The organism is Chromobacterium indicum (assembly GCF_039708975.1).
GTDB classification, from domain to species: domain Bacteria; phylum Pseudomonadota; class Gammaproteobacteria; order Burkholderiales; family Chromobacteriaceae; genus Chromobacterium; species Chromobacterium piscinae.
In genome coordinates this window covers 12303-37485 of sequence record NZ_JAYFSJ010000016.1, presented here as the reverse complement: position 1 = coordinate 37485, position 25183 = coordinate 12303, and the positions used below count along the sequence as shown (strand labels likewise).

24 protein-coding genes and 5 tRNA genes are annotated in these 25183 nt (G+C 62.0%); 13 read left to right on the top strand and 16 right to left on the bottom strand.

Going from position 1 to position 25183, the window contains the following annotated elements:
• Window positions 1-19: 19 nt before the first annotated feature.
• From VA599_RS19540 to ygfZ, 3 genes are all read right to left on the bottom strand, one after another.
• Entirely contained in the window at window positions 20-1741 is a 1722-nt protein-coding gene (locus VA599_RS19540) for a hypothetical protein (protein WP_021477062.1), read from the bottom strand.
• 161 nt (window positions 1742-1902) lie between these two features.
• Window positions 1903-2208 carry an H-NS histone family protein gene (locus tag VA599_RS19535; RefSeq protein WP_021477061.1) on the bottom strand — a complete coding sequence of 102 codons (306 nt, stop codon included), beginning with the start codon at window positions 2206-2208 and terminating at the stop codon, window positions 1903-1905.
• A gap of 98 nt (window positions 2209-2306) precedes the next feature.
• Complete coding sequence (ygfZ, locus tag VA599_RS19530; RefSeq protein ID WP_346790159.1) at window positions 2307-3341, bottom strand: CAF17-like 4Fe-4S cluster assembly/insertion protein YgfZ; 1035 nt, start codon at window positions 3339-3341, stop codon at window positions 2307-2309.
• 212 nt (window positions 3342-3553) lie between these two features.
• Here ygfZ and VA599_RS19525 point away from each other — a divergent pair.
• The 6 genes from VA599_RS19525 (at window position 3554) to VA599_RS19500 (ending at window position 6122) form a co-directional block, all read left to right on the top strand.
• Window positions 3554-3629: transfer RNA gene (locus tag VA599_RS19525), tRNA-Asn, on the top strand.
• Window positions 3630-3662: 33 nt separating this feature from the next.
• Window positions 3663-3738 (top strand) — tRNA-Asn (locus VA599_RS19520).
• A gap of 32 nt (window positions 3739-3770) precedes the next feature.
• A tRNA-Asn gene (locus VA599_RS19515) sits at window positions 3771-3846 on the top strand.
• Window positions 3847-3929: 83 nt separating this feature from the next.
• Window positions 3930-4787, top strand: a complete 858-nt coding sequence (locus VA599_RS19510; RefSeq protein ID WP_104946416.1) for a DMT family transporter — start codon at window positions 3930-3932, stop codon at window positions 4785-4787.
• A gap of 58 nt (window positions 4788-4845) precedes the next feature.
• Complete coding sequence (gene mscL, locus VA599_RS19505; RefSeq protein ID WP_021477058.1) at window positions 4846-5307, top strand: large conductance mechanosensitive channel protein MscL; 462 nt, start codon at window positions 4846-4848, stop codon at window positions 5305-5307.
• Between the two features lie 245 nt (window positions 5308-5552).
• A complete protein-coding gene (locus tag VA599_RS19500; RefSeq protein WP_346790158.1) occupies window positions 5553-6122 on the top strand; it encodes a TMEM165/GDT1 family protein in 570 nt (189 codons plus the stop codon).
• 50 nt (window positions 6123-6172) lie between these two features.
• Here VA599_RS19500 and VA599_RS19495 read toward each other — a convergent pair whose 3' ends face one another.
• The 13 genes from VA599_RS19495 to VA599_RS19435 form a co-directional block, all read right to left on the bottom strand.
• Window positions 6173-7972, bottom strand: a complete 1800-nt coding sequence (locus tag VA599_RS19495) for a methyl-accepting chemotaxis protein (RefSeq protein ID WP_346790157.1) — start codon at window positions 7970-7972, stop codon at window positions 6173-6175.
• A gap of 86 nt (window positions 7973-8058) precedes the next feature.
• Window positions 8059-8661 carry a methyltransferase domain-containing protein gene (locus VA599_RS19490; RefSeq protein ID WP_346790156.1) on the bottom strand — a complete coding sequence of 201 codons (603 nt, stop codon included), beginning with the start codon at window positions 8659-8661 and terminating at the stop codon, window positions 8059-8061.
• 14 nt (window positions 8662-8675) lie between these two features.
• Window positions 8676-9053, bottom strand: coding sequence for a DUF1289 domain-containing protein (locus tag VA599_RS19485; RefSeq protein ID WP_346790155.1), 378 nt, complete (start codon window positions 9051-9053; stop codon window positions 8676-8678).
• Window positions 9054-9270: 217 nt separating this feature from the next.
• Window positions 9271-9347: transfer RNA gene (locus VA599_RS19480), tRNA-Pro, on the bottom strand.
• A 30-nt stretch (window positions 9348-9377) separates the two neighbouring features.
• Window positions 9378-9731 (bottom strand): MerR family transcriptional regulator, encoded by a 354-nt coding sequence (locus tag VA599_RS19475; RefSeq protein WP_021477053.1) that lies wholly within the window; start codon window positions 9729-9731, stop codon window positions 9378-9380.
• Window positions 9712-10014 (bottom strand): integration host factor subunit alpha, encoded by a 303-nt coding sequence (locus VA599_RS19470; RefSeq protein WP_011134908.1) that lies wholly within the window; start codon window positions 10012-10014, stop codon window positions 9712-9714. The genes VA599_RS19475 and VA599_RS19470 overlap by 20 nt, the downstream gene beginning before the upstream one ends.
• A 71-nt stretch (window positions 10015-10085) precedes the next feature.
• On the bottom strand, window positions 10086-12443 hold the full coding sequence (pheT, locus tag VA599_RS19465) for a phenylalanine--tRNA ligase subunit beta (RefSeq protein WP_346790154.1): 2358 nt from the start codon (window positions 12441-12443) through the stop codon (window positions 10086-10088).
• 18 nt (window positions 12444-12461) lie between these two features.
• Window positions 12462-13448 (bottom strand): phenylalanine--tRNA ligase subunit alpha, encoded by a 987-nt coding sequence (pheS, locus tag VA599_RS19460; protein ID WP_346790152.1) that lies wholly within the window; start codon window positions 13446-13448, stop codon window positions 12462-12464.
• A gap of 140 nt (window positions 13449-13588) precedes the next feature.
• Window positions 13589-13948: a 50S ribosomal protein L20 gene (rplT, locus tag VA599_RS19455; RefSeq protein WP_021477050.1), complete on the bottom strand. Its 360-nt coding sequence runs from the start codon at window positions 13946-13948 to the stop codon at window positions 13589-13591.
• 13 nt (window positions 13949-13961) lie between these two features.
• A complete protein-coding gene (rpmI, locus tag VA599_RS19450) occupies window positions 13962-14159 on the bottom strand; it encodes a 50S ribosomal protein L35 (protein ID WP_011134904.1) in 198 nt (65 codons plus the stop codon).
• A 153-nt stretch (window positions 14160-14312) separates the two neighbouring features.
• Window positions 14313-14831 (bottom strand): translation initiation factor IF-3, encoded by a 519-nt coding sequence (infC, locus tag VA599_RS19445; protein ID WP_076098326.1) that lies wholly within the window; start codon window positions 14829-14831, stop codon window positions 14313-14315.
• Between the two features lie 42 nt (window positions 14832-14873).
• Entirely contained in the window at window positions 14874-16775 is a 1902-nt protein-coding gene (gene thrS / locus VA599_RS19440) for a threonine--tRNA ligase (protein ID WP_346790150.1), read from the bottom strand.
• Between the two features lie 181 nt (window positions 16776-16956).
• Window positions 16957-17033, bottom strand: a tRNA-Val gene (locus VA599_RS19435).
• 136 nt (window positions 17034-17169) lie between these two features.
• Here VA599_RS19435 and tgt point away from each other — a divergent pair.
• The 7 genes from tgt (at window position 17170) to VA599_RS19400 (ending at window position 25182) form a co-directional block, all read left to right on the top strand.
• Window positions 17170-18285: a tRNA guanosine(34) transglycosylase Tgt gene (gene tgt, locus VA599_RS19430; RefSeq protein WP_021477047.1), complete on the top strand. Its 1116-nt coding sequence runs from the start codon at window positions 17170-17172 to the stop codon at window positions 18283-18285.
• 138 nt (window positions 18286-18423) lie between these two features.
• A complete protein-coding gene (gene yajC / locus VA599_RS19425) occupies window positions 18424-18750 on the top strand; it encodes a preprotein translocase subunit YajC (protein ID WP_021477046.1) in 327 nt (108 codons plus the stop codon).
• Between the two features lie 67 nt (window positions 18751-18817).
• The gene (secD, locus tag VA599_RS19420; protein WP_021477045.1) at window positions 18818-20665 is read left to right on the top strand and encodes a protein translocase subunit SecD; all 1848 of its coding nucleotides are present in this window, start codon (window positions 18818-18820) and stop codon (window positions 20663-20665) included.
• Window positions 20666-20668: 3 nt separating this feature from the next.
• Complete coding sequence (secF, locus tag VA599_RS19415) at window positions 20669-21604, top strand: protein translocase subunit SecF (RefSeq protein ID WP_021477044.1); 936 nt, start codon at window positions 20669-20671, stop codon at window positions 21602-21604.
• Between the two features lie 74 nt (window positions 21605-21678).
• Window positions 21679-22323 (top strand): DedA family protein, encoded by a 645-nt coding sequence (locus tag VA599_RS19410; RefSeq protein WP_166438900.1) that lies wholly within the window; start codon window positions 21679-21681, stop codon window positions 22321-22323.
• Window positions 22324-22391: 68 nt separating this feature from the next.
• The gene (gene mutL / locus VA599_RS19405) at window positions 22392-24287 is read left to right on the top strand and encodes a DNA mismatch repair endonuclease MutL (protein WP_346790146.1); all 1896 of its coding nucleotides are present in this window, start codon (window positions 22392-22394) and stop codon (window positions 24285-24287) included.
• 76 nt (window positions 24288-24363) lie between these two features.
• Window positions 24364-25182 (top strand): MBL fold metallo-hydrolase, encoded by an 819-nt coding sequence (locus VA599_RS19400; RefSeq protein WP_346790144.1) that lies wholly within the window; start codon window positions 24364-24366, stop codon window positions 25180-25182.
• Window position 25183 lies beyond the last annotated feature (1 nt).

Below are 25183 nucleotides of genomic sequence, written 5' to 3'. Positions count from 1 at the left end.
GGCTTTTTTCATGTCCCGCTCACATCGCCACGGGCAGCTTGTCCAGCGCCTTCACCAGCTCCACCTCGGCCATGCACCAATCGCTGCCTTTTTCCAGCACCTTGCCCAGCGCGATCTGGAAATGCTTGCCCCGGGCAGTCATGTAGAACTGCTTGCCCAGCATGTACAGCGACAGGGGCAAGATCAACGCGTTGACCACCTTGCCGGCGCGCCGATAAGGCATGAACAGGCTGATATGGCCGGCCAGCCAGACCTGGTCCGGCGGCAGCGTGGGATCGATCAGGCGGGCATCGGTCGGCCGCAGCGACGCCGCCAGCGGCCGCGTGCTGAGCGTTTCCACCCCCAGATAGATGCGCTCCCGGCCGGTGCGCTTGACGCGGCGGATGATGCCCAGGCTCCACCCCTCCTGCTCCGGCTCGCGAAAGCCGATCAAGCTGCCCAGGCTGACCCACTCGTTTCCCATCACATCCAGCGACACGCCCAAGCCCGTCTGGCTGACATTCTCCAGCGACCAGCGCTGAAACTCCTGCGGCAACCCCGCTTCCGCGGTCTCTCCAGACAACGACAGCGAACTGGTGGCGGGCGACGGCGACAGCGTCTTGTCCCGCTTGCGGCTGGTGACGAAGCCATAGATGCGGATATTCGCCGCATCCTCGTAGCTATCCTTGTCCACGCCTCGCTGGCCTTGCATCTGCTCCTCGTCCGGCCTGCGAATCAGCTTGTGCAGCAGATGCAGGCGATGCGCGACCTCCACCTGCCGGTCGCTGACCGCCACCCGTTCCGCGCGCTCGAACAGCACCGGCTTGGCCGCCCACTCCCGGGTCAAGATGCGCAGCAACGACGCGTCGATGCCGGGCTCGATCAGGCGTTTCAATTCGGCCGGAATTCGGCTCGCCTCCATCACGATCGCCCAGCCATGCAGAATTTCCACCAACTCGGCCGTATTCCAGTAACGCGCCCATTCGCCAGCCTCCCCTTTCACCCGCGCGGCGGGCTTGGGCTCGGCCAAAGACACGCAGAAACTGGCGTCGGCGAAATAAGACTTGCTGATTGTCATGCGATTGCTGAGCAAGGCCAGCAACTCATAGGAGAAATTCACTTGCCGGGCGTTGAGATTGCCATTGCTCAGCACCGACATCATATGCAATGCCAGATACTGATCCTGGACCGTGGTCGCGCCGTTCTTCTCGCCAAAAAGAAATACCGGCCGGCTATCCCAGCCGCGCTGCTCGGCGAATCGATACAGCTGATTGACATTCAGCCAGAATACTTCGTCTGGCTGGTAATTTCTCACATACTGCCACTTGGCATACTCGGCAAGGTAATAAAACATCCGCGCCAGCACCAAAGGCAAATGCTCTTGCACCCTTACGCCATTAGGATTATCGGACTCGACAGGCAATGCATATTGGTAAAAATCAGTAAACTGCTTGCCGTAATTCAGGATTTGCGCGCGCAGCTGCGCTTCCAGCACCTTGGGCATGCGGGCATTCATCAGATATTGCACGCACAGGGTATCGTGCAACGGCTGCGTTTCCTGATTCAACGCCAGCACCGCCTCAAGCTGGTCTGCTGATAATTCCAAAGAAGGCGAGTTCAAGCCCGCCAGCAACTCGGCAACCTTGTCGTGCGCGCCGGCGCCGAACTCCTGTTTCAGCTTTTCCGCATAGGCTTTCGCCGATGATGCGTTGGCCAAGGGATCCTGCTTGCCCTTGGATCCCCTTGCGAAGAAATCCAGCATGCTCTTGTCCAGTATCGTTAGGCCCCCGAGCCGAGCGGTGTTCCGCCTGCGCAGGCTGCCATCACTATTTATAGCAAGCAGCGACGCTCGCTGCTGCCGGGCAAGAAAACCATTAGAAAAAAAAAGCGCCGACTCGGCGCTTTCTTTATATGAATCCAAACTTAGATAGCCAGGGCTTCCAGCTTTTTGCCGCTGTCGATCCAAGCCTGCACCCAAGCCGGTTTGCGGCCGCGGCCAGTCCAAGTCAGGTTGCTGTCGCTGGGGTGGCGATACTTGGCTTCCACCGGCTTGCGCACCGCCACGGCCTTGCTCAGCACGTCTTCCACGCTCAAGCCATAGGCGCGGGCCAGTTCGATAATCTGCTTTTTGGCCTTGGATTTTTCTTCCACTTCGCGACGCTTGATTTCGTTTTCTACGTCAGCCTTCAGTGCGACCAGCGCGGTGAATTCCAGCTTGGACAGATCCATGACATGTTCCCTTGATTATTGGTTTAACGATTTACAGGATGTAATGTAGCCAATCGAAATGGCGCAAGTCAAGGATTAAAAAGAAAATGGATTACCCATTATTCTGTCACGGATTCGATTGCATATGGCAATTCCAGCCGATGCAGCGCAATAGTATGTTCCTCATCGGCAAATATGCCAGCTTCCCAGGTCTGAGATTGCGCCACGGCCAAGCCCAGATAAGCGGAATCGTTCAACTGACATACAGCTGCCAGCATGCCTATCGACTGATCCGGCAATTGCGGACTATAAAGCTTGGCCCCAACCGACAAAGCGGTATCAAATGACACCTTGAACATCCTGCGCTTCATCTTGCCCAGATACTGGCTGCGCGCGACAATTTCCTGGCCTGGATAGCACCCCTTCTTGAAGTTGACCGCGCCAATCAATTCCATATTCGCCATTTGCGGCACAAACTGTTCCTGTGTCGCCTGCACCACCCAAGCGATTCCAGCCTGAATATCCCGCAATGCCCATGCTTGCGCCAGCGCCGCCTGCAAACCTTCCGCGCGCGCGATGTCCTCGCCGATGCCGCAGCCGTCTTTCAACGCCAGCAAATAGCCGCCATTCGGCAAAGCTACCAGCGCGGCTTCAGACTGGGCTTCAACCTGCATTTTTTCCAGCGACGCCAGGCCAGGGAAATGTTTTTGCAACTCGCTCCTGGCCAAAATGCCGGACAGCCCCAATAACGACCAATCTCGATCCAGCGTCACCTTCACCTTGGAACGCAACACAAACATGGCGAGTCTTTTGGCAACGGCCTCGGCGATATCCGCGGAAACCATCAGGCAATAAGCGCCCTCATGCCGCCAGATCAGAAAACTGGCCAGCATGCGTCCCTTGGCGGTGGAATAGGTGCTGTACTGCGCGCAGCCCGCCGTCACTTCGCGAATATCATTCGACAACTGTCCCTGCAGAAACGCGGCGGCATCCTCGCCCTCCACCCGGATCAACACAAAGTTTTCCAGCGGGGCCAATACCGATCCATTTTCCAAGGCGGCCACCTGCTCCAGATGGGATGCCAGCGGCGCTTGTCCGTTTTCACCGCGGACCACGCCCTTTTGTCTCAACCATTCATCCCAGAATGCATTCATGTTCCGTTGACTCCGCATTGATTTTCGATAGTTGATCTTACCGCCAACGGCCATCCCGTCGCCAGCGGCGCCGGACATGACCAGTGAAATACCATTGCATAACAAACACCTAAGTTACCCTTCTCCAGCCCGCACATCCGCCGCCGTATTTTTTACCGCGGCAGGCATTGACAAGGCTGTCGGGCTCCGTATATAGTTCGCCCTCACTCAATTCCCTGATAGCTCAGTTGGTAGAGCGACGGACTGTTAATCCGCAGGTCGCAGGTTCGAGCCCTGCTCGGGGAGCCACCGCTTCTGTGGCTGAAATTTGAGTGTGTTTGTTCCCTGATAGCTCAGTTGGTAGAGCGACGGACTGTTAATCCGCAGGTCGCAGGTTCGAGCCCTGCTCGGGGAGCCACACCGCCTTGGGCGCCCAATTCAAAGTTTTGTTCCCTGATAGCTCAGTCGGTAGAGCGACGGACTGTTAATCCGCAGGTCGCAGGTTCGAGCCCTGCTCGGGGAGCCAGAATACGACAAGCCGCAGCTCACGCTGCGGCTTTTTCGTTTCGCGTTTCCCTTTTACAATCGTCTCCATCCACTGGAGAAACGATGCTCAACAAACCCATACCGCTCGCCAGCGGCGCCATCCTGCTGTGGGCCTCCCTCGCCACGCTGGGCGCGCTCACCCGAAACCTGCCACCCTTTCTCGTCGTAGGCGTCAGCCTCTGCGTCGGCAGCCTGCTCTCCATTCACCGCATCCGCGAGTGGCGCGTGCCGCCGCTGACGCTGCTGGCCGGCGTCTACGGCTTGTTCGGCTACCACTTCCTGCTTTTTTTCGCCTTCAAGCTAGCCCCCGCTCTAGAAGCCAATTTGCTCAACTATCTATGGCCGCTGCTCATCGTGATGCTGTCCCCATTGCTGCGGCCAGGCACACGCCTGACCCGCCGGCACGTCATCGGCGGCATGCTGGGCTTCATCGGCGCGGGCCTCATCGTCAGCGGCGGCAAGCTGGCGCTATCTCAACAGTACCTGCCGGGCTATCTGCTGGCGATAGCCGCCGCCGTGGTCTGGTCGACCTTCAGCCTGCTTCTGAGCCGCCTGCCCGCCTTCTCCGGCAGCGCGATGGGCAGCTTCTGTCTGGCCTCCGGCCTGCTGTCTCTGCTGTGCCATGCGCTGTTCGAGCCTGCGGCGCAACCCAGCGCCGAACAATGGATGATGCTGGTCCTGCTGGGCCTCGGCCCGATGGGAGGCGCTTTCTTCCTGTGGGAACGCGCGCTCAGACTGGGCGATCCCCGACAAATCGGCTCGCTCTCCTACGCCACCCCGCTGCTATCCACCCTGCTGCTCACCGCTAGCGGCCAGGGCAAGCTCAATCCGCTGGCGGTAGTCGCCATTCTGCTGATTCTGGGCGGAGCCCTGCTGGGCACACTGCCGGAGCGGCAGACTCCCCAAGTCCAGCCCCAGTAGTTTTGCCACAAACATGCATGAACAGTTAAAATAATCGCTATCAAATAAAGGAAAAGCCATGTCCGTCCTGAAGGAATTCAAAGAATTCGCCGTCAAAGGCAATGTGATCGATCTCGCGGTCGGCGTCGTCATCGGCGGCGCATTCGGCTCCATCGTCAAATCGCTGGTAGACGATGTGATCATGCCGCCCATCGGCCTGCTGATCGGCAATGTCGACTTCTCCAACCTGTTCTTCGTGTTGAAGGATGGTGCCAAACAAGCGGGGCCCTATGTTTCCGTCGCCGCCGCCAAGCAGGCCGGCGCCACCACGCTGAACCTGGGATTGTTCATCAACTCGCTGGTCAGCTTCACCATCGTCGCCTTCGCCATCTTCATGCTGGTCAAGGCCATCAACCGACTGAAGCGCGAAGAAGCCGCGCCCGCCCCTGCCGCGCCCGCCACCAAGGAATGCCGCTACTGTCTGTCCGCCATCCCGGAAAAAGCCACCCGCTGCCCCTGCTGCACTTCTCAGTTGGACTAGAAGCGCAGCCGGCCGCGGCGTCGACATCGGCGCCGCGCTTGCCCGCGCCGGACGATTCCCCTACAATCGCTTCCGTTCTGGGGGAGTAGCCTCGGCGCGCGACAGCGCCGGCACCGGTCAACATACTTGGCATTCGCCATGGCCGCTGCGACGATCTTCCGTTTGGCAAGACCCATGACATGTTTGCGCACAGCGGGGCCGCGGCGCAGGCTTGTCATGGCGTGTCCGCGGCCCCTGGAGTTCCCATGCAAGCCTTCATGATTTCCACCGGCGTGGTGGCCTTGGCCGAGATCGGCGACAAGACCCAACTGCTGGCCCTGCTGCTCGCCTCCCGCTTCAAGAAGCCCGTTCCCATCATCCTCGGCATTTTCGTGTCGACGCTGGTCAACCATTTCGCCGCCGCCGCCGTCGGCCAATGGCTGATGAACCAGGTAGGGCCTGACCTCATGCGCTGGGGCCTGGGCCTGTCCTTCGTCGCCATGTCGGTATGGATGCTGATACCCGACAAGCTGGATGAAACCGACGCGCTGCGCGAACGCTTCGGCATTTTCGGCACCACCGTGATCGCCTTCTTCATCGCCGAGATGGGCGACAAGACCCAGATCGCCACCGTGGCGCTGTCGGCGCGCTTCCCCGAACAGCTCTACATGGTGGTGGCCGGCACCACCTTGGGCATGATGATCGCCAATGTTCCGGCGGTGCTGCTGGGCGAGGTGGCCGCCAAGAAACTGCCGCAAAAGTTGATGCATGCCATCGCCGCCGTGCTGTTCATCGGCCTGGGCATCGCCACGCTGATGACACCGTTGTCGCTATAATCGCAGACACGAAAAAGGGAGGCCTCAGCCTCCCTTTTCTCATTCCGCGCTCACTCCTGCGTCAACAAGGCGTGGGGATCGAAACCCACCCGCAAGGCGCCCCAGTGCCGTCCGCGCAACTCCAAAGGCAGCACCACCTCGGACAGCACCTCGCCTGTGTCGCGGCTATATGTCTGCAACAGGAAGGGCTGCACATTGCGCGCCGCGCGCAAGCCGGCCGCGTCGTTAAAGATGCGCTTGTCGCGGCTCTCGACCAGATCCTTGGCCGGATCGCCGCTGGGCGGCTTGCTGTACCAGCTGTTATGGGTCGGCGCATAGCCGTTGCCATCCACCGCCACGCAGAACTTGCCGCCCGGAATCTGCCCCACCACGCCGTCCAGCATCGGCTGCAGAAGCTTTTCCAGCTTGGCGTCGTAAGCGGTGCGGTATTTTGCCGGCGCGGTGCCGGCAATCTGCTGGTAACGCTGATCGAACAGGTCCAGGCCGCTCTGCTGCGCCTGCTGCAACAAGCCCTGCACCTGATCGCGGACGCTCCGGGCCCGATTCACCGCCTGATCGAAAGCGCCGTCGCCGATGACGAACTTGGAAACCAGCTCCTGCACCTGCTCCGCCGCCACCGTCAGCTCGGTCGCCGCTTTTTCGGTCTGCCCCAGACGGCCGCTCACCAACTGTCCCAGCTGGTGGATTTCTGCCACATTCAGATTGACCTGCTGGTTGCTGTCGGCGAAACCATGCATGGTGGAGGCGATCTGGCTCAGGCTGCTGGATGTCGCCTCGAAATCGCCCATCATCTTGCTGAAGTGCTCGGACGCGCGCGAGATCACGTCGCGCGCCTGATTGGTATCGGCGGTGATGGCCTCGGTTTCCTGCTGGGTATTCGCCACCAGACCCAGCATGCCGTCGATATTGCGCGAAATCTCGTCGGTGGCGGTCTTCACCCGCTCCGCCAGCTTGCGCACCTCGTCCGCCACCACCGCGAAGCCACGGCCGCTCTCGCCTGCGCGCGCCGCTTCGATGGCGGCATTCAACGCCAGCAGATTGGTCTGCTCGGACACGTCCTTGATCAGATCGACAATGGTCTTGATGCTGGCCGAACGCTGGCTCAGATCCTCCACTGTGTGGTTGAAATGGCCGACCTTGCGACTGATGTCGTGAATGCTATCCGTCACCAGACGCAACTCCTGGTAAGAGTCGCGCGCCACTTTCAGGTTCTCGGCGGTGGTGGCGGAGATGGCCTCCGTCTGCTCGGTGACCAGCCCCGCGCCGCGCGTCGAATCGTCGCTGGCCTGCCTCACCTGCTTGGCCAGATCGTCCTGCTGGCGGGCGCTGCCCAGCGACTCGGTGACATTGCGCCGCGTCACCGCGGAATCCATCGCGATGCGCACCGTCATCAGCCTCACCTTGCTGATGATTTCCCGCATTTTCAGCAAGAAGCGGTTGTAAGACAGCGACAGCTCGCGGATCTCGTCATAGGTGATGGTGGGAATCTCGCGCGACAGGTCGCCAGCGCCGGCGCCGATCTCGTTGAAGATCTGGATGATCATGCGCAACGGCCGCACGATCAGGTAGCGCAGATACCAGACCATGAAAGCGATGAAGACGAAACTCAAGGCCCACAGCCCCAGCGTCCAGTAGAGCGCGCTGTCTATGCTGGCCTCGACCCCTGCCATGATCTGCGGCGACACCCCAGCTCCGCGCAGGCTGTCGCGAATGTCGGACAAGGCATGGTAGCTGTAGGCCACCATCAGCAGCTGGAACAGGCTGATGAAGAAAAAACTGCACAACTTCTTGCCAAGCGTGTTCCAGAACGTCTTTTCCGAAAACGTGTACAAGCGCCAAAACCACTCCATTTGCTCTCCTCTTGCCGGCTGTGCCGCCGCTATTTTTTATTAGGACGTTATTTTTTCCGATGCGCGCCGCAATTGCCAGCCGATTCTCATCCGGAAATTTGACTCAGATCAAACCCTCGCCGCCGCCACACCATCCAGCGCTCGCTATCGCGGAAAACCGCGACGCTCGGCCCCAGCGCCTCATCCGCCTCCAGCTCGAACCACAGCGACAACAGCTCGGCCAGGGACTCGGCATCGATGCCGAACGGCGGCCCCCGCTCGGCGTCGGCTATGAAAAACACCCCGGCCAGCACCCCGCCGGAACGGATCAGCGCCGCGACTCGATCAGCATATTGCTTTCGCATGCGCACAGGCAAGGCGCACAAAAAAGCCCGCTCGAACACGCAGTCGAAAACGGGCAATTCTTGCAGGAAAAAATCGGCGAGCAATAATCGGCCAGCGGCTTCCGGCCACTGCCTGGCGGCCAGCTCGACCGCGGCCTCGCTGAAATCCACCGCCAGCACCTCATGCCCCATGCCCAGCAAGGGCGGCATGTCCGCCGCGCTGCCGCAGCCCGGCATCAATACCCGCCACGGCGGCTGCGCGGCGAAAAACTCGCGCGCGGGCGGCGGCAATCGCCCGCCCTCCCAAGGCATCACGCCTTCACGGTAACGCTGCTCCCAGAAATCCGCCTTGGAACTGTCCGCCATATCATCCTTTCGAATCACTTATCCAGCAGCCATGCCGCCGCCCGCTCCAGCGACAAGCCCGCGCAATCGCATGCGTCTTCGCGCGCCAAAGCGGCGTCGCGCCAGCGCAAGCAGCCCGCCTCATCCACTCGATAATGCCCGCCAGCGGGCAAGCGCCCCCACTCGGCGCCATCCAGCTCATCCAACTCCAGCAGCGCGCCGCAAGCCGCCGCCAGCTGGAGCAGGCGCAGGCGCGCCGGCAGACGCAGCCATACCGCCTCCCGCTCATCGGCCGACATGAAGCACCACTGGCTCACTTCGGCGAAGGTGCGCGCGCAACCGCGGCAAACGTTGTCGCCCAGCGCGGTGGAACACAGGGCGATGCAGGGGGAATCGGGACGGGTAATGCTCATTCGGATGCTCGGCTCGGAAAAACAATGACTTGAAAACGGTCTATCACTCGCGACAAAACCAAAACGAGTATATCAGCAACAGAAGGACAAACTGGCATCGGATAAAACCGATAATAGGAAGGAGAAATAAAATCGCGCCGCGAATAGAAGTCGGGAGATGAAAACAAAAAAGCCAGCTTGCGCTGGCTTTTTAGTTTGATGCTGCTTTAGGCTCTATTGGTCGGGGTGAGAAGATTCGAACTTCCGACCCCCTGCACCCCATGCAGGTGCGCTACCAGGCTGCGCTACACCCCGACTCAAGAGAAACATAGTGTAACTGATTTATTATTTTTTGCCAATACCCGAATCCAACCATTCAAGGATGGATTCCAATTCGGCGCGCACTTCCTGCGCGGTAACCGGACGTTCGCTATCATCGCCCATTCCCAGCCGCTGGCGAGCGCCCTGAATGGTAAAGCCGTCGTCGTACAGCAATTCGCGAATGCGGCGCACCAGCAAAACTTCGTGATGCTGGTAATAACGGCGATTGCCGCGCCGTTTCACCTGGCGCAACTGGGAAAACTCCTGCTCCCAATAACGCAGCACATGCGGCTTCACCCCAGCGAGTTCGCCGACTTCGCTGATGGTGAAGTAACGCTTGGACGGAATCGACGGCAGATCAGCCTTGCTTGTTAGCATGGTATTGCTCAACCATTCCCTTGAGTTTCTGGCTTGCGTGGAACGTTACCACACGGCGGGCGGTGATGGGAATCTCTTCCCCGGTCTTGGGATTGCGGCCCGGACGCTGCGGCTTGTCGCGCAACTGGAAGTTGCCGAAACCCGACAGCTTAACCGAATCCCCAGACTCCAGCGCCAGCCGGATCTCTTCGAAAAACGACTCGACCATGTCCTTGGCTTCGCGTTTGTTCAGACCAACCTGGTCAAACAGCAAATCGGCCAGTTCAGCCTTCGTCAAAGTCATGACATTCCCCTCAAACTTCTAAACCACAATCGACGGGCGGACCCATTGGGATCCGCCCGCCCACATCTTGATCACACGCGCAGTTGCGCGCCCAGTTCCGACACCGCGTTCAGCAGGGCCTGCATAGCCGGCTCCACGTCCTCGTCGGTCAGGGTTCGGCTATTGTCCTGCATCAGCACGCTAAAGGCCAGACTCTTCTTGCCTTCGGCGACGCCCTTGCCGCGATAAACGTCGAACAAGGCGATATCGGTGACGATCTCAGCGCGTTTGGCATCGAATGCAGACAGCAGCTGCGCCACAGTCACCGCCTCGTCCACCAGCAGCGCCAGATCGCGGCGCACCGGCTGGAACTTGCTGACCGGCTGCGCCTTGATTCGGCTGCGCGCGGTAGCCGCCGCCAGATCCAGCTCAAACAGGACCGGAGCGTTGACCAGATCATAGGCCTGCACCCACTGCGGATGCAGCTCGCCGATCACGCCGACCGCCTTGCCGTCCACCAGCACCTCAGCGCAGCGGCCGGGATGGAAGGCCGGATGAGCCGCCTTGCGGTACTCGGCCTTGACCGGATGCAGCAAGGCTTCGACATCGGCCTTGGCATCAAAGAAATCGACGCGCTCGCCCTTGGCGCCCCATTGCTCGGACAGACGCGGGCCCCAGGCCAGGCCGGACACTCGTTCCGGCTGGTCGAAACCGTCCGCGCCGCGCAGGAACACGCGCGCCACCTCGAACAGCCGCACGCGCGGCTGCTTGCGGTTGATGTTGCCAGCCAGCACGTCGACCAGGCCGCCGATCAGCGTCGAGCGCATCACGCTCATCTGGCTGGCGATCGGGTTCTGCAGGCGGATCGCATTGTCGTTGCCGGCGAAATCGCGCTCCCAGCGCTCGTCGACAAAGGCGTAGCTGACCACTTCCTGGTAGTCACGGCCGGCCAGCAGGTGGCGCAGCTGATCCACCGGACGCTTCTCTTCCGGCTGCGCCAGCATGCGCATGCCGGAGCGCGGCGCGTCAGACGGGATGCTGTTGTAGCCGTAAACACGGGCCACCTCTTCGATCAGATCTTCCTCGATCTCGATATCGAAGCGGAACGACGGCGCCTGCACGGTGAAGATTTCGTTTTCCAGCGAGTGGGCCAGACCCAGGCGGGACAGGATGTCGCCAATCTGCTCGGCGGACAGCGCCACGCCCAACACCTTGGCCACGCGCGCCACGCGCAGCTTGACGGACAGGCGCTTCGGCAGCTCGGCCACTTCCTCGACCACCGGGCCGGCTTCGCCGCCGCAGATGTCCAACACCAGGCGGGTGGCGCGCTCGATCGCTTCGCGCTGCAGCGCGAAATCGACGCCGCGCTCGTAGCGGTAGGATGAATCTGAACCAAAGCCCAGCTCGCGCGCCTTGCCGGCGATCGCTTCCGGCGCGAAGAACGCGGATTCCAGGAAGATGTCGCGGCTTGCGGTGGTGACGCCGCTGTGCTCGCCGCCCATGATGCCGCCCATGGCCAGCGGCTTGGCGTCATCGGCGATCACCAGATGCTTGGTTTGCAGCTCGACCGTTTTTTCGTTCAGGCACAGCAGGCTCTCGCCGGCGCGGGCCTGGCGTACGGTGATGCCGCCTTCGATCTTGGCCAGATCGAAAGCGTGCATCGGCTGGCCCTGCTCCAGCAGGATGTAATTGGTGATGTCGACGATGGCGGAGATCGAGCGCAGGCCGGAACGCTCCAGGCGCTGGCGCATCCAGGCCGGCGTGGCCGCGGCGGCGTTGACGCCCTTAACCACGCGGCCCAGATAGCGGCCGCAAGCCTCGCGCGACTCGATCTTCACCGGACGAACGTCGTCGATGGACGGCGCCACCGGCTCGATGGCCACAGGCTTCAACTCGGCGCCGGTCAGCGCCGCCACTTCGCGGGCGATGCCGCGGATCGACAGGCCATCGGCGCGGTTCGGGGTGATCTTCAGCGTGAACAGCTGGTCGTCCAGGCCCAGGTAATCGCGGATGCTCTGGCCAATCGGCGCGTCGGCCGGCAGCAGCATCAGGCCATCCACGTCTTCCGGCACGCCCAGCTCCTTGCCGGAGCACAGCATGCCGTTGGATTCCACGCCGCGCATCTTGGTCGGCTTGATCTTGAAGTCGCCGGGCAGCACCGCGCCCGGCAGCGCGCAGGGAATGCGCACGCCAACGGCGACGTTGGGCGCGCCGCAGACGATCTGGATCAGTTCGCCAGTGCCGACGTCGACCTTGGTCACGCGCAGTCGGTCGGCGTTCTCATGCTTGACGCACTCCTTCACCTCGGCAATCACCACGCCGCAGAAAGCCGGCGCGGCGGCGACGGTTTCTTCCACTTCCAGGCCAGCCATGGTCAGCAGGTCGGACAATTGTTCGGTATTCAGCGCCGGATTGACCCAGCTTCTCAGCCATTGTTCGGAAAATTGCATAGTCGGCTCCGTGCGCGATCAGTTGAATTGCTTCAGGAAGTTGAGATCGTTCTCGAAGAACAGGCGCAGGTCGTTGACGCCGTAGCGCAGCATGGCGAAACGGTCGAGGCCGATGCCGAAGGCGAAGCCGGTGTACTTTTCCGGGTCGATATTGGCGATGCTCAGCACTTTCGGGTGCACCATGCCGCAACCGCCAACTTCCAGCCATTTGCCCTGCTCGTCCAGCACGTCGATTTCGGCCGAAGTTTCGGTGAACGGGAAGAAGGACGGGCGGAAACGCACCTGCAGGTCGTCGCGCTCAAAGAAACGGCGCAGGAAGTCGGTGACCACTGCCTTGAGATCGGCGAAGGACACGCCCTCGTCCACCCACAGGCCTTCCATCTGGTGGAACATCGGCGAATGGGTGGCGTCGGAGTCGACGCGGTACACACGGCCCGGCGCGACGATCTTGATCGGCGGCTGGTGGCTTTCCATGAAGCGCGCCTGGATCGGGCTAGTATGGGTGCGCAGCACATCGCCGTTTTCAACGTAGAAGGTGTCCTGCATCGCGCGGGCCGGATGGTTTTCTGGAATGTTCAGCGCCTGGAAGTTGTAGAAATCGCTCTCGACTTCCGGGCCGTCGGCCACTTCGAAGCCCATGGTGCGAAACAGGCCGGCGATGCGCTCCAGCGTCAGCGCCACCGGATGCAGGCCGCCGCCGGCCGAGCCGCGGCCCGGCAGCGTGACGTCCAGCGCCTCGGCGGCCAGCTGGGCTTCCAGCTTGGCGGCGTTGAGCTGGTCGCGCTTGTCGTTGTGCGCGGCTTCGAACGCTTGCTTGGCTTGATTGATGGTGGCGCCGGCGGCCTTGCGCTCTTCCGGCGCCAGCTTGCCCAGCTGCTTGAGGAGCTCGGTCAGCTCGCCGCTCTTGCCAAGGAAGCGCGCCTTGACCTGCTCGAGCTCGATCAGATCGGCCGCGGCGGCGACTGCCGCCTGGCCTGCTTGGAGAATCGCGTCAACGTTGTTCATCGTGTCCCACACCGTATGCGAATAGAAGGCTGATCACACCGGGCATGGAGCATACCCGCTCTGATCAGCGCTCTGGAAAGGGCGGCCGGAAGAAAAAAAGGGAGGCAAATGCTTGCCTCCCTTCAGATCCGTCCCGGCGATTAAGCAGCGAGGCTTGCTTTCGCCTTTTCGACGATCTGCGCAAAAGCCGGCTTGTCGAACACGGCCAGATCGGCCAGGACCTTGCGGTCGATTTCGATAGCGGCTTTCTTCAGGCCGTTCATGAACTTGCTGTACGGCAGGCCGTTTTCACGGGAAGCTGCGTTGATACGGGCAATCCACAGTTGACGGAACTGACGCTTTTTCTGACGACGGTCGCGGTAGGCGTATTGACCCGCCTTCATCACCGCCTGTTTGGCGATGCGATAGACGTTCTTCCGGCGGCCGCGATAGCCTTTCGCCAGGGCGAGGATTTTCTTGTGACGAGCACGTGCGGTTACACCGCGTTTTACGCGTGGCATATTTCAGGTCTCCTTAAGCGTAGGGCATCATGGCGCGAACAGAGGCCACATTGGTCGCGTCCACCATGGAGGTGCCGCGCAATTGGCGCTTGTTCTTGGTGGTCTTCTTGGTCAGGATGTGACGCTTGAAGGCGTGTGCACGCTTGAAACCACCGCCACCCAGTACTTTGAGACGCTTCTTCGCGCTCGACTTGGTCTTCATTTTCGGCATGGAAATGCTCCTGCTGAATTTTGTTTAGATTAGACACAGGGTGGCCCGAAGGCTCTTGAAACCGCTGCGTCACGCTTTTGAGCAGATCGTTGCCGACCTACAAAATCAACACGGCAGAGCGCACTCTGCCGTGTCGAAAAATGATTATACCGATTATTTCTTCTTCGGCGCAATCATCATGACCATCTGACGGCCTTCCAGTCGCGGGAACTGTTCCACAGTGCCCACTTCCGCCAGATCGGCTTCCACGCGCTTGAGCAGCGCGAGGCCGATATCCTGGTGTGCCATCTCACGACCGCGGAAGCGCAGGGTGACCTTGGCCTTATCGCCTTCAGTCAGGAAACGGACCAGGTTGCGCAACTTGACGTTGTAGTCGCCATCGTCGGTGCCCGGACGGAACTTGATTTCCTTGATCTGAACCTGCTTCTGCTTCTGCTTGGCTTCGTGACGCTTCTTGGACATCTCGTACTTGTACTTGCCGTAGTCCATCAGCTTGCACACCGGGGGCTGAGCGGTCGGGGAAATCTCCACCAGATCCACATCACCCTCTTCGGCCAGAGCCATCGCTTCACGCAGACTGACGATGCCAATCTGCTCACCTTCCTTACCTACCAGACGGATCTCACGAGCGGTAATCTCGCCGTTGATCCGTGCTTCGCGTTCCTGAGCTATAGCTGAAATCTCCTAATAAATGATAAGTATGCCGCCGCCGGATCAGGCCCCAGGCATCTCAGCCTTGAGGCGCGCGATGAACGCATCCAGCGTGAGCTGGCCCAGATCTTCGCCCCGGGCGCGCACGGCAACCAAACCGCCTGCCTTTTCCTTGTCGCCGATCACGATCTGATACGGCAACTTCTGCAGGCTGTGTTCGCGAATTTTATAGCCGATCTTCTCGTTTCTCAAGTCAAGCGCGACTCGGAATCCTTGTTTCTCAAGAGATTTGGCCACTTCGCCGGCATAATCCGCCTGCGCTTCGGTGATATTCATCACCACCATCTGCACTGGCGCCAGCCACAGCGGGAAAGCGCCGGCATGGTTTTCGATCAAAATCCCGAGGAAACGCTCCAGCGATCCCAGCGCCGCGCGGTGCAGCATTACCGGGCGCTTGCGGCTGTTGTCGTCAGCCACGTACTCGGCATCCAGGCGCTCCGGCAGCATGAAATCGAGCTGCAGCGTGCCGCACTGCCAGGAACGGCCCAACGCGTCCTTGATGTGATATTCGATCTTCGGACCGTAGAAGGCCCCCTCGCCCGGCAGCTCTTCCCACTCCACGCCGCAGGCGCGCAGCGCTTCGCGCATGCCTTCCTCGGCCTTGTCCCAGGTGGACTCCTCGCCGATGCGCTTTTCCGGACGCAGCGCCAGCTTGATCGACACCTTGTCGAAGCCGAAGCGGTCGTACACTTCCATCACCAGGCGGTGGAAATCCTTGGCCTCCTGGTTGATTTGATCTTCGGTACAGAAGATGTGGCCATCATCCTGCACGAAACCGCGCACGCGCATGATGCCATGCAGCGCGCCGGACGGCTCGTTGCGGTGGCAGGAGCCGAACTCGGCATAGCGCAGCGGCAGGTCGCGGTACGAGCGCAGGCCGCTGTTGAACACTTGCACGTGGCCCGGGCAGTTCATCGGCTTGACCGCGTAGTCACGCTTTTCCGATTCGGTGATGAACATGTTCTCGCGGTAGTTCGCGGCATGGCCGGAACGCTCCCACAGATTGGCGTCCATCATCATCGGGGTGCGGATTTCCTTGTAGCCTTCGCGGTTCAGCTTGTCGCGCATGTATTGCTCGACGCTCTGCCACAGCTGCCAGCCCTTGGGATGCCAGAACACCATGCCCGGCGCCTCGTCCTGCAGGTGGAACAGGTCCAGCTGCACGCCCAACTTGCGGTGGTCGCGCTTTTCCGCCTCTTCCAGCATATAGAGGTATGCGTCCAGGTCTTCCCTCTTGGCCCAGGCGGTACCGTAGACGCGCTGCAGCATCTCGTTCTTGCTGTCGCCGCGCCAGTAGGCGCCAGCCACCTTCATCAGCTTGAACACCTTCAGCTTGCCGGTGGACGGCACGTGCGGGCCGCGGCACAAGTCGGTGAACTCGCCTTCGCGGTACAGGCTCAACACCTCGCCCTGCGGGATCGATTCGATGATCTCGGCCTTGTAGGCCTCGCCAATGCTCTTGAAGTAGGCGATGGCCTCGTCGCGCGGCAGCTCGTAGCGCTCGACCGGAATGTCCTTCTTAGCCAGCTCGGCCATCTTCTTCTCGATCGCCGCCAGATCTTCCGGCGTGAACGGACGCTTGTAGGCGAAGTCGTAGTAGAAGCCGTTCTCGATCTCCGGCCCGATGGTCACCTGCGCCTCCGGGAACAGCTCTTTGACGGCATAAGCCAGCAAGTGGGCGGTGGAGTGGCGGATGATGGACAAGCCGTCGGCGTCCTTGTCGGTGACGATGGCCAGATCCGCGCTGCGGTCGATCAGGTAGCTGGTATCCACCAGCCGGCCATCCACGCGGCCCGCCAGCGCGGCGCGCGCCAGACCGGCGCCGATGGACGCGGCCACTTCATGAACCGTTACCGGTTTGTCGAAAGAACGGACCGAGCCGTCCGGCAAGCGAATGTCTGGCATGTCAACTCCAACGAGGGCGAGAGATTTTTGTGATCGAGTCTAAAGCAAAAGGGTAAAAAAAAAGTGCGGCCTGAGCCGCACTTCTTTTTCGCATGGTACAACCCGCAAGGCTCAGCTTTCGTGAGTATGTCGGGTTGTGGTAGTTCGCAAGACTTTCACTTGTAACTCCATGCATTTAATTTGGTAGGCACGATTGGATTCGAACCAACGACCCCCACCATGTCAAGGTGGTGCTCTAACCAACTGAGCTACGTGCCTGTCGTCGAGGTGTGCATAGTATAAGAGCCTCCCCATCTTGGCAAGCACTTTTTTGCGACACCCGCGCAGTCCGCGCGCTTGCTGTATACTAGCGGACTGATTTTGCTAAACAAACCCTGAAGCGATACTTCGAATAATGTTGAAGTTTACCGTACACAAGACCTCCGGTGGCGCGCGGCGCGGCACGCTGGAGCTGAACCACGGCACCGTGGAGACTCCGGTCTTCCAGCCCGTGGGCACCTACGGCTCGGTCAAGGCGATGAGCCCGGTCGAGCTGAACGACATCGGCGCGCAGATCATTCTGGGCAACACCTTCCACCTGTGGCTACGCCCGGGCCTGGAGATCGTCGAGCAGTTCGGCGGCCTGCACGAGTTCATCGGCTGGGACAAGCCCATCCTGACCGACTCCGGCGGCTTCCAGGTATTCAGCCTGTCCGACATGCGCAAGCTGACCGAGGAAGGCTGCACCTTCCAGAGCCCGATCAACGGCGACAAGCTGTTCCTGAGCCCGGAGATCTCGATGAAGATCCAGACCGTGCTCAATTCGGACATCGTGATGCAGCTGGACGAGTGCACGCCGGGCCAGGTGGACCACGCCACCGCGCAGAAGTCTCTACAGATGAGCCTGCGCTGGGCCGAGCGCTCGCGCCGCGCCTTCGACGACCTGAAAAACCCGAACGCGCTGTTCGGCATCGTGCAAGGCAACCTTTATACCGATTTGCGCCAGGAGTCGCTGGAAGGCCTGATGCAGGTCGGCTTCGACGGCATCGCCATCGGCGGCCTGTCGGTGGGCGAGCCCAAGCCGGAAATGTACCGGATGCTGACCGAGCTGAAGGACATGCTGCCGGCCGACAAGCCGCACTACCTGATGGGCGTGGGCACGCCGGAGGATCTGGTGCACGGCGTGGCCAACGGCGTGGACATGTTCGACTGCGTGATGCCGACCCGCAACGCGCGCAACGGCTGGATCTTCACCCAGTGGGGCGACGTCAAGATCAAGAACGCGCGCTACAAGGACGACAAGAAGCCGCTGGACGAGGAATGCGCGTGCTACGCCTGCCGCAACTTCAGCCGCGCCTACCTGCACCACCTGCATCGCGTCGGCGAAATCCTGGGCGCGCGGCTGAACACCATCCACAACCTGCACTACTACCAGGAACTGATGCGCGAGATCCGCAAGGCGATCGAGGAAGACCGCTTCGAGGACTTCCGCCTGGAGTTCGCGGCCAAGCGCGCGCGCGGCGTCAACTAAGCGCGCCGGGCGGGGAACCGCGGCCCCGCGCCGACGGTCCCACGCCCTTGCCGCGCTCCATAGTTGGAAAAGACATGGAGCATGGCTACAATGCCCTGTTCGAACTTGAAGTCATAACGAAATTTAGGAGTTTCCCTGATGTCCTTCATTACTCCCGCCTTCGCCTCCGGCGGCGCAGCTCCCGCAGGTTTCGACCTGATGGGCTTCCTGCCCATGATCGTGATCTTCGTGCTGTTCTGGTTCCTGATGGTCCGCCCTCAGCAGAAGCGCATGAAGGAAACCCAGAAAATGCTGTCCGAACTGCAAAAGGGCGATGAAGTGGTCACCCAGGGCGGCATCGTCGGCCGCGTATCCAAAGTCAGCGAACAATACCTGACCCTGGAAATCGCCGACAACGTGGAAATCCACGTTCAGCGCAGCGCCGTCGGCGCCAAGCTGGAAAAGGGCACACTGAAGTCGCTGTAAGCCCATCACGGCCGCCCCGGAACGCTCCGCAGGCGGCCTTGTTCATTTCCCACTCCAGAACTAGAACATGAACCGCTACCCTCTCTGGAAATACCTCGTCATCGTGGTGGCGCTGATCATCTCGGCAATCTACACGCTGCCCAATTTCTACGGCGAGACCCCCGCGGTGCAGGTCTCCAGCTCGCGCCAGTCGATTCCGGTGGACTCCGCCGTGATGGGGCGCGTGGAAGACGCGCTCAAGTCGCAGAACATCAGCCCCGACGGCGTCTTTCTCGACGCCAACAGCCTGAAGGTCCGCTTCAAGGATACCGACACCCAGCTGAAGGCGCGCGACGCCATCCAGCACGCGCTGGGCGACAACTACATCATCGCGCTGAACCTGCTGCCCGCCTCCCCGTCCTGGCTGACGGCGCTGCACGCCAACCCGATGTTCCTGGGCCTCGACCTGCGCGGCGGCGTCCACTTCCTGCTGGAAGTGGACATGCAAGCCGCCACCGACAAGGCGATGGAACGCTACGCCGGCGATCTGCGCCGCGAGCTGAAGAACAAGCAAGTGCGCTACGGCAACATCAAGCGCAACGGCAACACGCTGGAAGTGCAGCTGCGTGACGAAGACACGCTGAAGTCGGCACAGGACGTGGCCTACCGCATGCTGCCCAGCCTGGCGGTCCGCACCGACGACTCCGCCAACAAGCTGCTGCTGACGCTGAAGCCGGAAGAAATCACCAAGATCCAGAACGACGCGGTCAAGCAGAACATCACCACGCTGCACAACCGCGTGAACGAGCTGGGCACCACCGAACCCATCATCCAGCAGGCCGGCCCGAACCGCATCGTGGTGCAGCTGCCCGGCATTCAGGACACCGCCCGCGCCAAGGACATCATCGGCCGCACCGCCACGCTGGAAGTGCACATGGTCGAGGACGACCAAGGCAAGGTGGCCGAAGCGCTGGCCGGTAACGTGCCCGCAGGCTACGAGCTGCTGGACGAAGCCACCTCCCGCGGCCAGAGCAAGATCCTGCTCAAGAGCGACGTGGAGCTGACCGGCGACAACATCAACGACGCCCAGCCCAGCTTCGACCAGTTCGGCGCGCCCGCCGTCAGCATCAACCTGGACAGCACCGGCGCCGCCATCTTCCGTCAGCTGACCGCCGAAAACGTCGGCAAGCGCATGGCGATGGTGCTGGTGGAAAAAGGCCGCAAGGAAGTGGTCACCGCGCCGGTGATCCGCACCGAGATCGGCGGCGGCCGCGTGGAAATCTCCGGCAGCATGAACAGCGCCGAAGCCAACGACACTGCCCTCTTGCTGCGCGCCGGTTCGCTGGCCGCGCCGATGAACATCATCGAAGAGCGCACCATCGGACCGAGCCTGGGCAAGGAAAACATCGAGAAGGGCTTCCACGCCACACTGTGGGGCTTCGCCGCCATCGTCGTCTTCATGGTGTTGTACTACGGCCTGTTCGGCGTGTTCTCCGGCCTGTCGCTGGCGATCAACGTGTTCTTCCTGATCGCCCTGCTGTCCATGCTGCAGGCCACGCTGACCCTGCCCGGCATCGCCGCCATCGCGCTGGCGCTGGGCATGGCGATCGACGCCAACGTGCTGATCAACGAGCGCATCCGCGAGGAGCTGCGCAACGGCATGCCGCCGCACTCGGCCATCCACGCCGGCTACGACCACGCCTGGCACACCATCCTGGACTCCAACGTCACCACGCTGATCGCCGGCCTGGCGCTGATGATCTTCGGCTCCGGCCCGGTGCGCGGCTTCGCCATCGTGCACTGCCTGGGCATCCTGACCTCGATGTTCTCGGCGGTGGTGGTGTCGCGCGGCCTGGTGCACCTGTGGTACGGCCGTCGCCGCAAACTGACCTCGCTGGCCATCGGCCAGGTGTGGAAACCGGAAAACAAGGGCTAAACCATGGAGCTTTTCCGCATCAAACGGGACATCCCGTTCATGAGCTACGGCCGGCTCACCACCGCGATCTCGCTGGTGACCTTCGTGCTCGCCGTATTCTTTCTGGCCACCCGCGGCCTGAACTTCAGCGTGGAGTTCACCGGCGGCACCGTGCTGGAGCTGCAGTACCAGCAATCGGCCAACCTGGACCAGATCCGCGAGAAAGTGGACGCGCTGAAGCTGGGCGAATCCACGGTGCAGAACCTGGGCAGCAGCCGCGACGTGATGATCCGCCTGCCGAACAAGCCGGGCACCAGCACCGCCCAGTTGTCCGACAAGGTGATGGGCCAGCTGAAGGCCGCCGATCCCACCGTGCAGCTGCGCAAGGTTGACTTCGTCGGCCCCAGCGTCGGCGAGGAGCTGGTCTCCCACGGTCTGACCGCGGTGATCCTGGTCTGCGTGGGCATCATGCTCTACCTGGCCATCCGCTTCGAGTGGCGCTTCGCCGTCGCGGCCATCATCGCCAACATGCACGACGTGGTGATCATCCTCGGCTGCTTCGCCTTTTTCCGCTGGGAATTCTCGCTGACCGTGCTGGCCGGCATCCTGGCGGTGCTGGGCTACTCGGTGAACGAGTCGGTGGTGGTGTTCGACCGGATCCGCGAGAACTTCCGCAAGCCGGGCATGCGCGGCCACGCCGTGGCCGAGGTGATCGACAACGCCATCACCTCCACCATGAGCCGCACCATCATCACCCACTTCTCCACCGAGATGATGGTGGTGTCGATGCTGGTATTCGGCGGCCCGGCGCTGCACGGTTTCGCGATGGCGCTGACCATCGGCATCGTGTTCGGCATTTACTCGTCGGTGCTGGTGGCCAGCCCGATCGCGTTGTGGCTGGGCGTGAAGCGCGAGCACATGATCAAGCCGGTGAAACAAAAAGAGGAAGCGGTGGTCTGATCATCGCCTTCTGAACGACTGGCCGGCTCGTCCGGCCAGTTTCGCGTCTGCCCACCTAGCTCATAACGGAAATCATGGAAGCCATCACGTTTCTGATCGACTTCATCCTGCACATCGACGCCCACCTGACACAGCTGGTGGCCGCCTACGGTCCCTGGATCTACGCCATCCTGTTCCTGATCGTGTTCTGCGAGACCGGCCTGGTGGTCACGCCCTTCCTGCCCGGCGACTCGCTGCTGTTCGTCGCCGGCGCGCTGGCGGCGATGGGCCAGATGAACCCGCACCTGCTGGTGCTGTTGTTGATCGTCGCCGCCATCCTGGGCGACGCCACCAACTACGCCATCGGCCGCAATGTCGGCATGCGGCTGTTCGACATGTTCCCGCGCATCCTCAAGCCGCAGTATCTGGACAGGACACACGCCTTTTACGAGCGCCACGGCGGCAAGACCATCATCTTCGCCCGCTTCGTGCCCATCGTGCGCACCTTCGCGCCGTTCGTGGCCGGCATCGGCAAGATGCACTACCCGCAGTTCCTGAAGTACAACGTGGTGGGCGCCATCGCCTGGGTGGTCGGCTTCACCTACGCCGGCTACTTCTTCGGCAACCTGCCCTTCGTGCGTAAGAATCTGGAACTGCTGATCTTCGGCATCATCTTCGTATCGTTCCTGCCGGGACTGATCGAAATCTGGCGCCACAAGCGCGCGGCCGCCCGCGGCTGATCCGTAGTAGAATCGACAAGGCCGCCTTCGAGCGGCCTTTCGTTTTTGATATTTCCGCGACGCCGCCCATGACACGCATCCAACGCCTGCCCGACCACCTCGTCAACCAGATCGCCGCCGGCGAGGTGGTGGAACGCCCCGCTTCCGCGCTGAAGGAAATGCTGGAAAACAGCCTGGACGCCGGCTCGACGCGGATCAGCGTGGACCTGGCCCAGGGCGGCATCAAATTGATCCGGGTGACGGACAACGGCGCCGGCATCGCCGCGGATGATCTGCCGCTGGCGCTGGACCGCCACGCCACCAGCAAGATCGCCTCGCTGGACGATCTGGAATCGGTATCCACGTTGGGCTTCCGCGGCGAGGGTCTGGCCAGCGTGGCGTCGGTGTCCCGGCTGACCCTGATCAGCCGGCCGCAGGACGCCGACCACGCCCACCAGATCATCGCGATAGACGGCACGCTGCACCCGGTGGAGCCGGCCGCCCATCCGCACGGCACCAGCGTGGAAGTGGTGGACCTGTATTTCAATACCCCGGCGCGGCGCAAATTCCTGAAGAGCGAAAACACCGAATACGCGCACTGCGCGGCCACCTTTGAGCGCATCGCGTTGGCGCACCCGGACGTGGAGTTCCTGCTGCGCCACAACGGCAAGGTGGCTTGGCGCTTGCCCTCGCAAAGCGCCGAGGACCGCGTGGCCGCGCTGTTGGGCAAAGACTTCGTCGCCGCGGCCATCCCGCTGGACAGCCAGGCCGGCCCGCTGGCGCTGACCGGCTTCGTCGCCTCGCCCACTTATTCCAAGGCCAGCCGCGACGCGCAGTATTTCTACGTCAATGGCCGCTTCGTCCGCGACAAGACCGCTCAGCACGCGCTGCGCCAGGCCTACCGCGACGTGCTACACCACGACCGCCATCCGGCTTACGCGCTGTTCTTCCAGCTCGAGCCGTCCGGCGTGGACGTCAATGTGCACCCGACCAAGATCGAAGTCCGCTTCCGCGAAAGCCAGGCTGTGCACCAGTTCCTGTTCCACAGCGTGCACAAGGCATTGGCCGGCACCAGCGCCGGAGCCGCGCCGACGGTGCAGGTGGAAGGCGCGGAACCGGCCGCGCCGCAGCTGCCGCGCGGCGAATCGGCGCCGCTGTTCGCCAGCGCCTCGCCTCGGCCGGCCTCATCCGGCATGCTGGCGCCGCAGCCCTTCCAATATCAGCAGCAGTCCATCCCGCTGAACGTCGCGCGCGAGGCGGTGGGCGTGTACGACAAGATGTTCGGCGGCCTGCGCGAGGAGGTGCGGGCGCTGTCGCGTTCCGAACCGGCCATGCCCTCCCCCGCCGCGCCGCTGCCGCATCCGGCGGTGCTGGCCATGCCGGCACACGACGAAAACGGTATCCCGCCGCTGGGCTTCGCGCTGGCCCAGCTGCACGGCGTCTACATCCTCAGCCAGTGCGCCGAGGGCTTGATCCTGGTCGACATGCACGCGGCGCACGAACGCATCGTCTACGAACGGCTGAAAACCGCGCTGGAGACCGACTCCATCCCGCTTCAGCCGCTGCTGCTTCCGGTGTCCTTCGCCGCCGACCGCATGGAAGTGGCCACCGCCCACGAGCATGGCGAGGAAATGAAACGGCTGGGCGTGGAGCTGGCGCCGCTGTCGCCGACGCAGATCGCCGTGCGCGGCGTGCCGGTGTGGCTGAAGGACGGCGATCCGGTGGACCTGGCGCGGGCAGTGCTGAAGGATGTGCGCGAATTCGGCCTGACCCAGGTGCTGACCGAGCGACGCAACGAGCTCTTGGCCACCATGGCCTGCCACGGCGCGGTGCGCGCCAACCGCCAGCTGACCCTGCCGGAAATGAACGCGCTGCTGCGCGACATGGAAGCCACCGAGCGCTCCGGCCAATGCAACCACGGCCGCCCCACCTGGACCCGGCTGACCATGCGCGATCTGGACAAACTGTTCATGCGCGGCCAGTAATGCCATCCTTGCCCACCCATAGAATGACCAGACCAGCATTGATCCCGACGCGGCGCGGTACGCTCGCCAAATACCGATGAGAGTCAGCGTATTGGTGGAAAACCATAGCCACCGGCCAGTCTTGCAAGCAGAGGCCGGCCTGTCGCTATGGATCGAGCACAACGGCCATCGCGTGCTGTTCGACACCGGCCGCAGCGGGCTGCTGCTGGATAACGCCGCAAAGATGGGCATCGATCTGTCCACGCTCAGCCATCTGGTGCTGTCCCACGGCCATTACGACCACAGCGGCGGCCTCGCCGCGCTGTCCCCCACTCTTCCAACGGACAAGCGGCCGCAGCTGATCGCGCATCCGCACGCCCTGCTGCCGCGCGCCGCCATGCTGGGGCCGTTGCGGCTGCGGCGGCTGGGCATTCCGTCCATTCCAGCCGATTTGGAAACTCGCTTCGATCTCCAGCTGCACCGCGAGCCTTATCCTTTCGCCGACAGCTTCGTGTTTCTCGGCCGCATTCCGCGCCGCACCTACCGCGAAGGCCGGGGCGCCATGGGTCGGCTGTGGCCGCAAACCCGCCGCAGCGCGCCAGACCGGGTGGAAGACGACTCCGCGCTGATCTGCCGCACGGAAAAAGGCCTGATCATCTTCAGCGGCTGCGCCCACTCCGGCATTCGCCACACCGTCGATTACGCGATGGAAGTCTGCGGCGACAGCCGCGTGCGGGCGGTGATAGGCGGCTTCCACCTGCGCAGCGCCGGCCCGCTGCGGCTGCTGAATGTCCGCCGCTATTTCCAGTCCCAGGCCGGCACTCAGCTCTTCGCCTGCCATTGCAGCGGCTATGCCCGCCACTTCCTGCCCAGGCAGACCAATATCGCCGTAGGCAATCGGCTGGTCTTCGACTAAA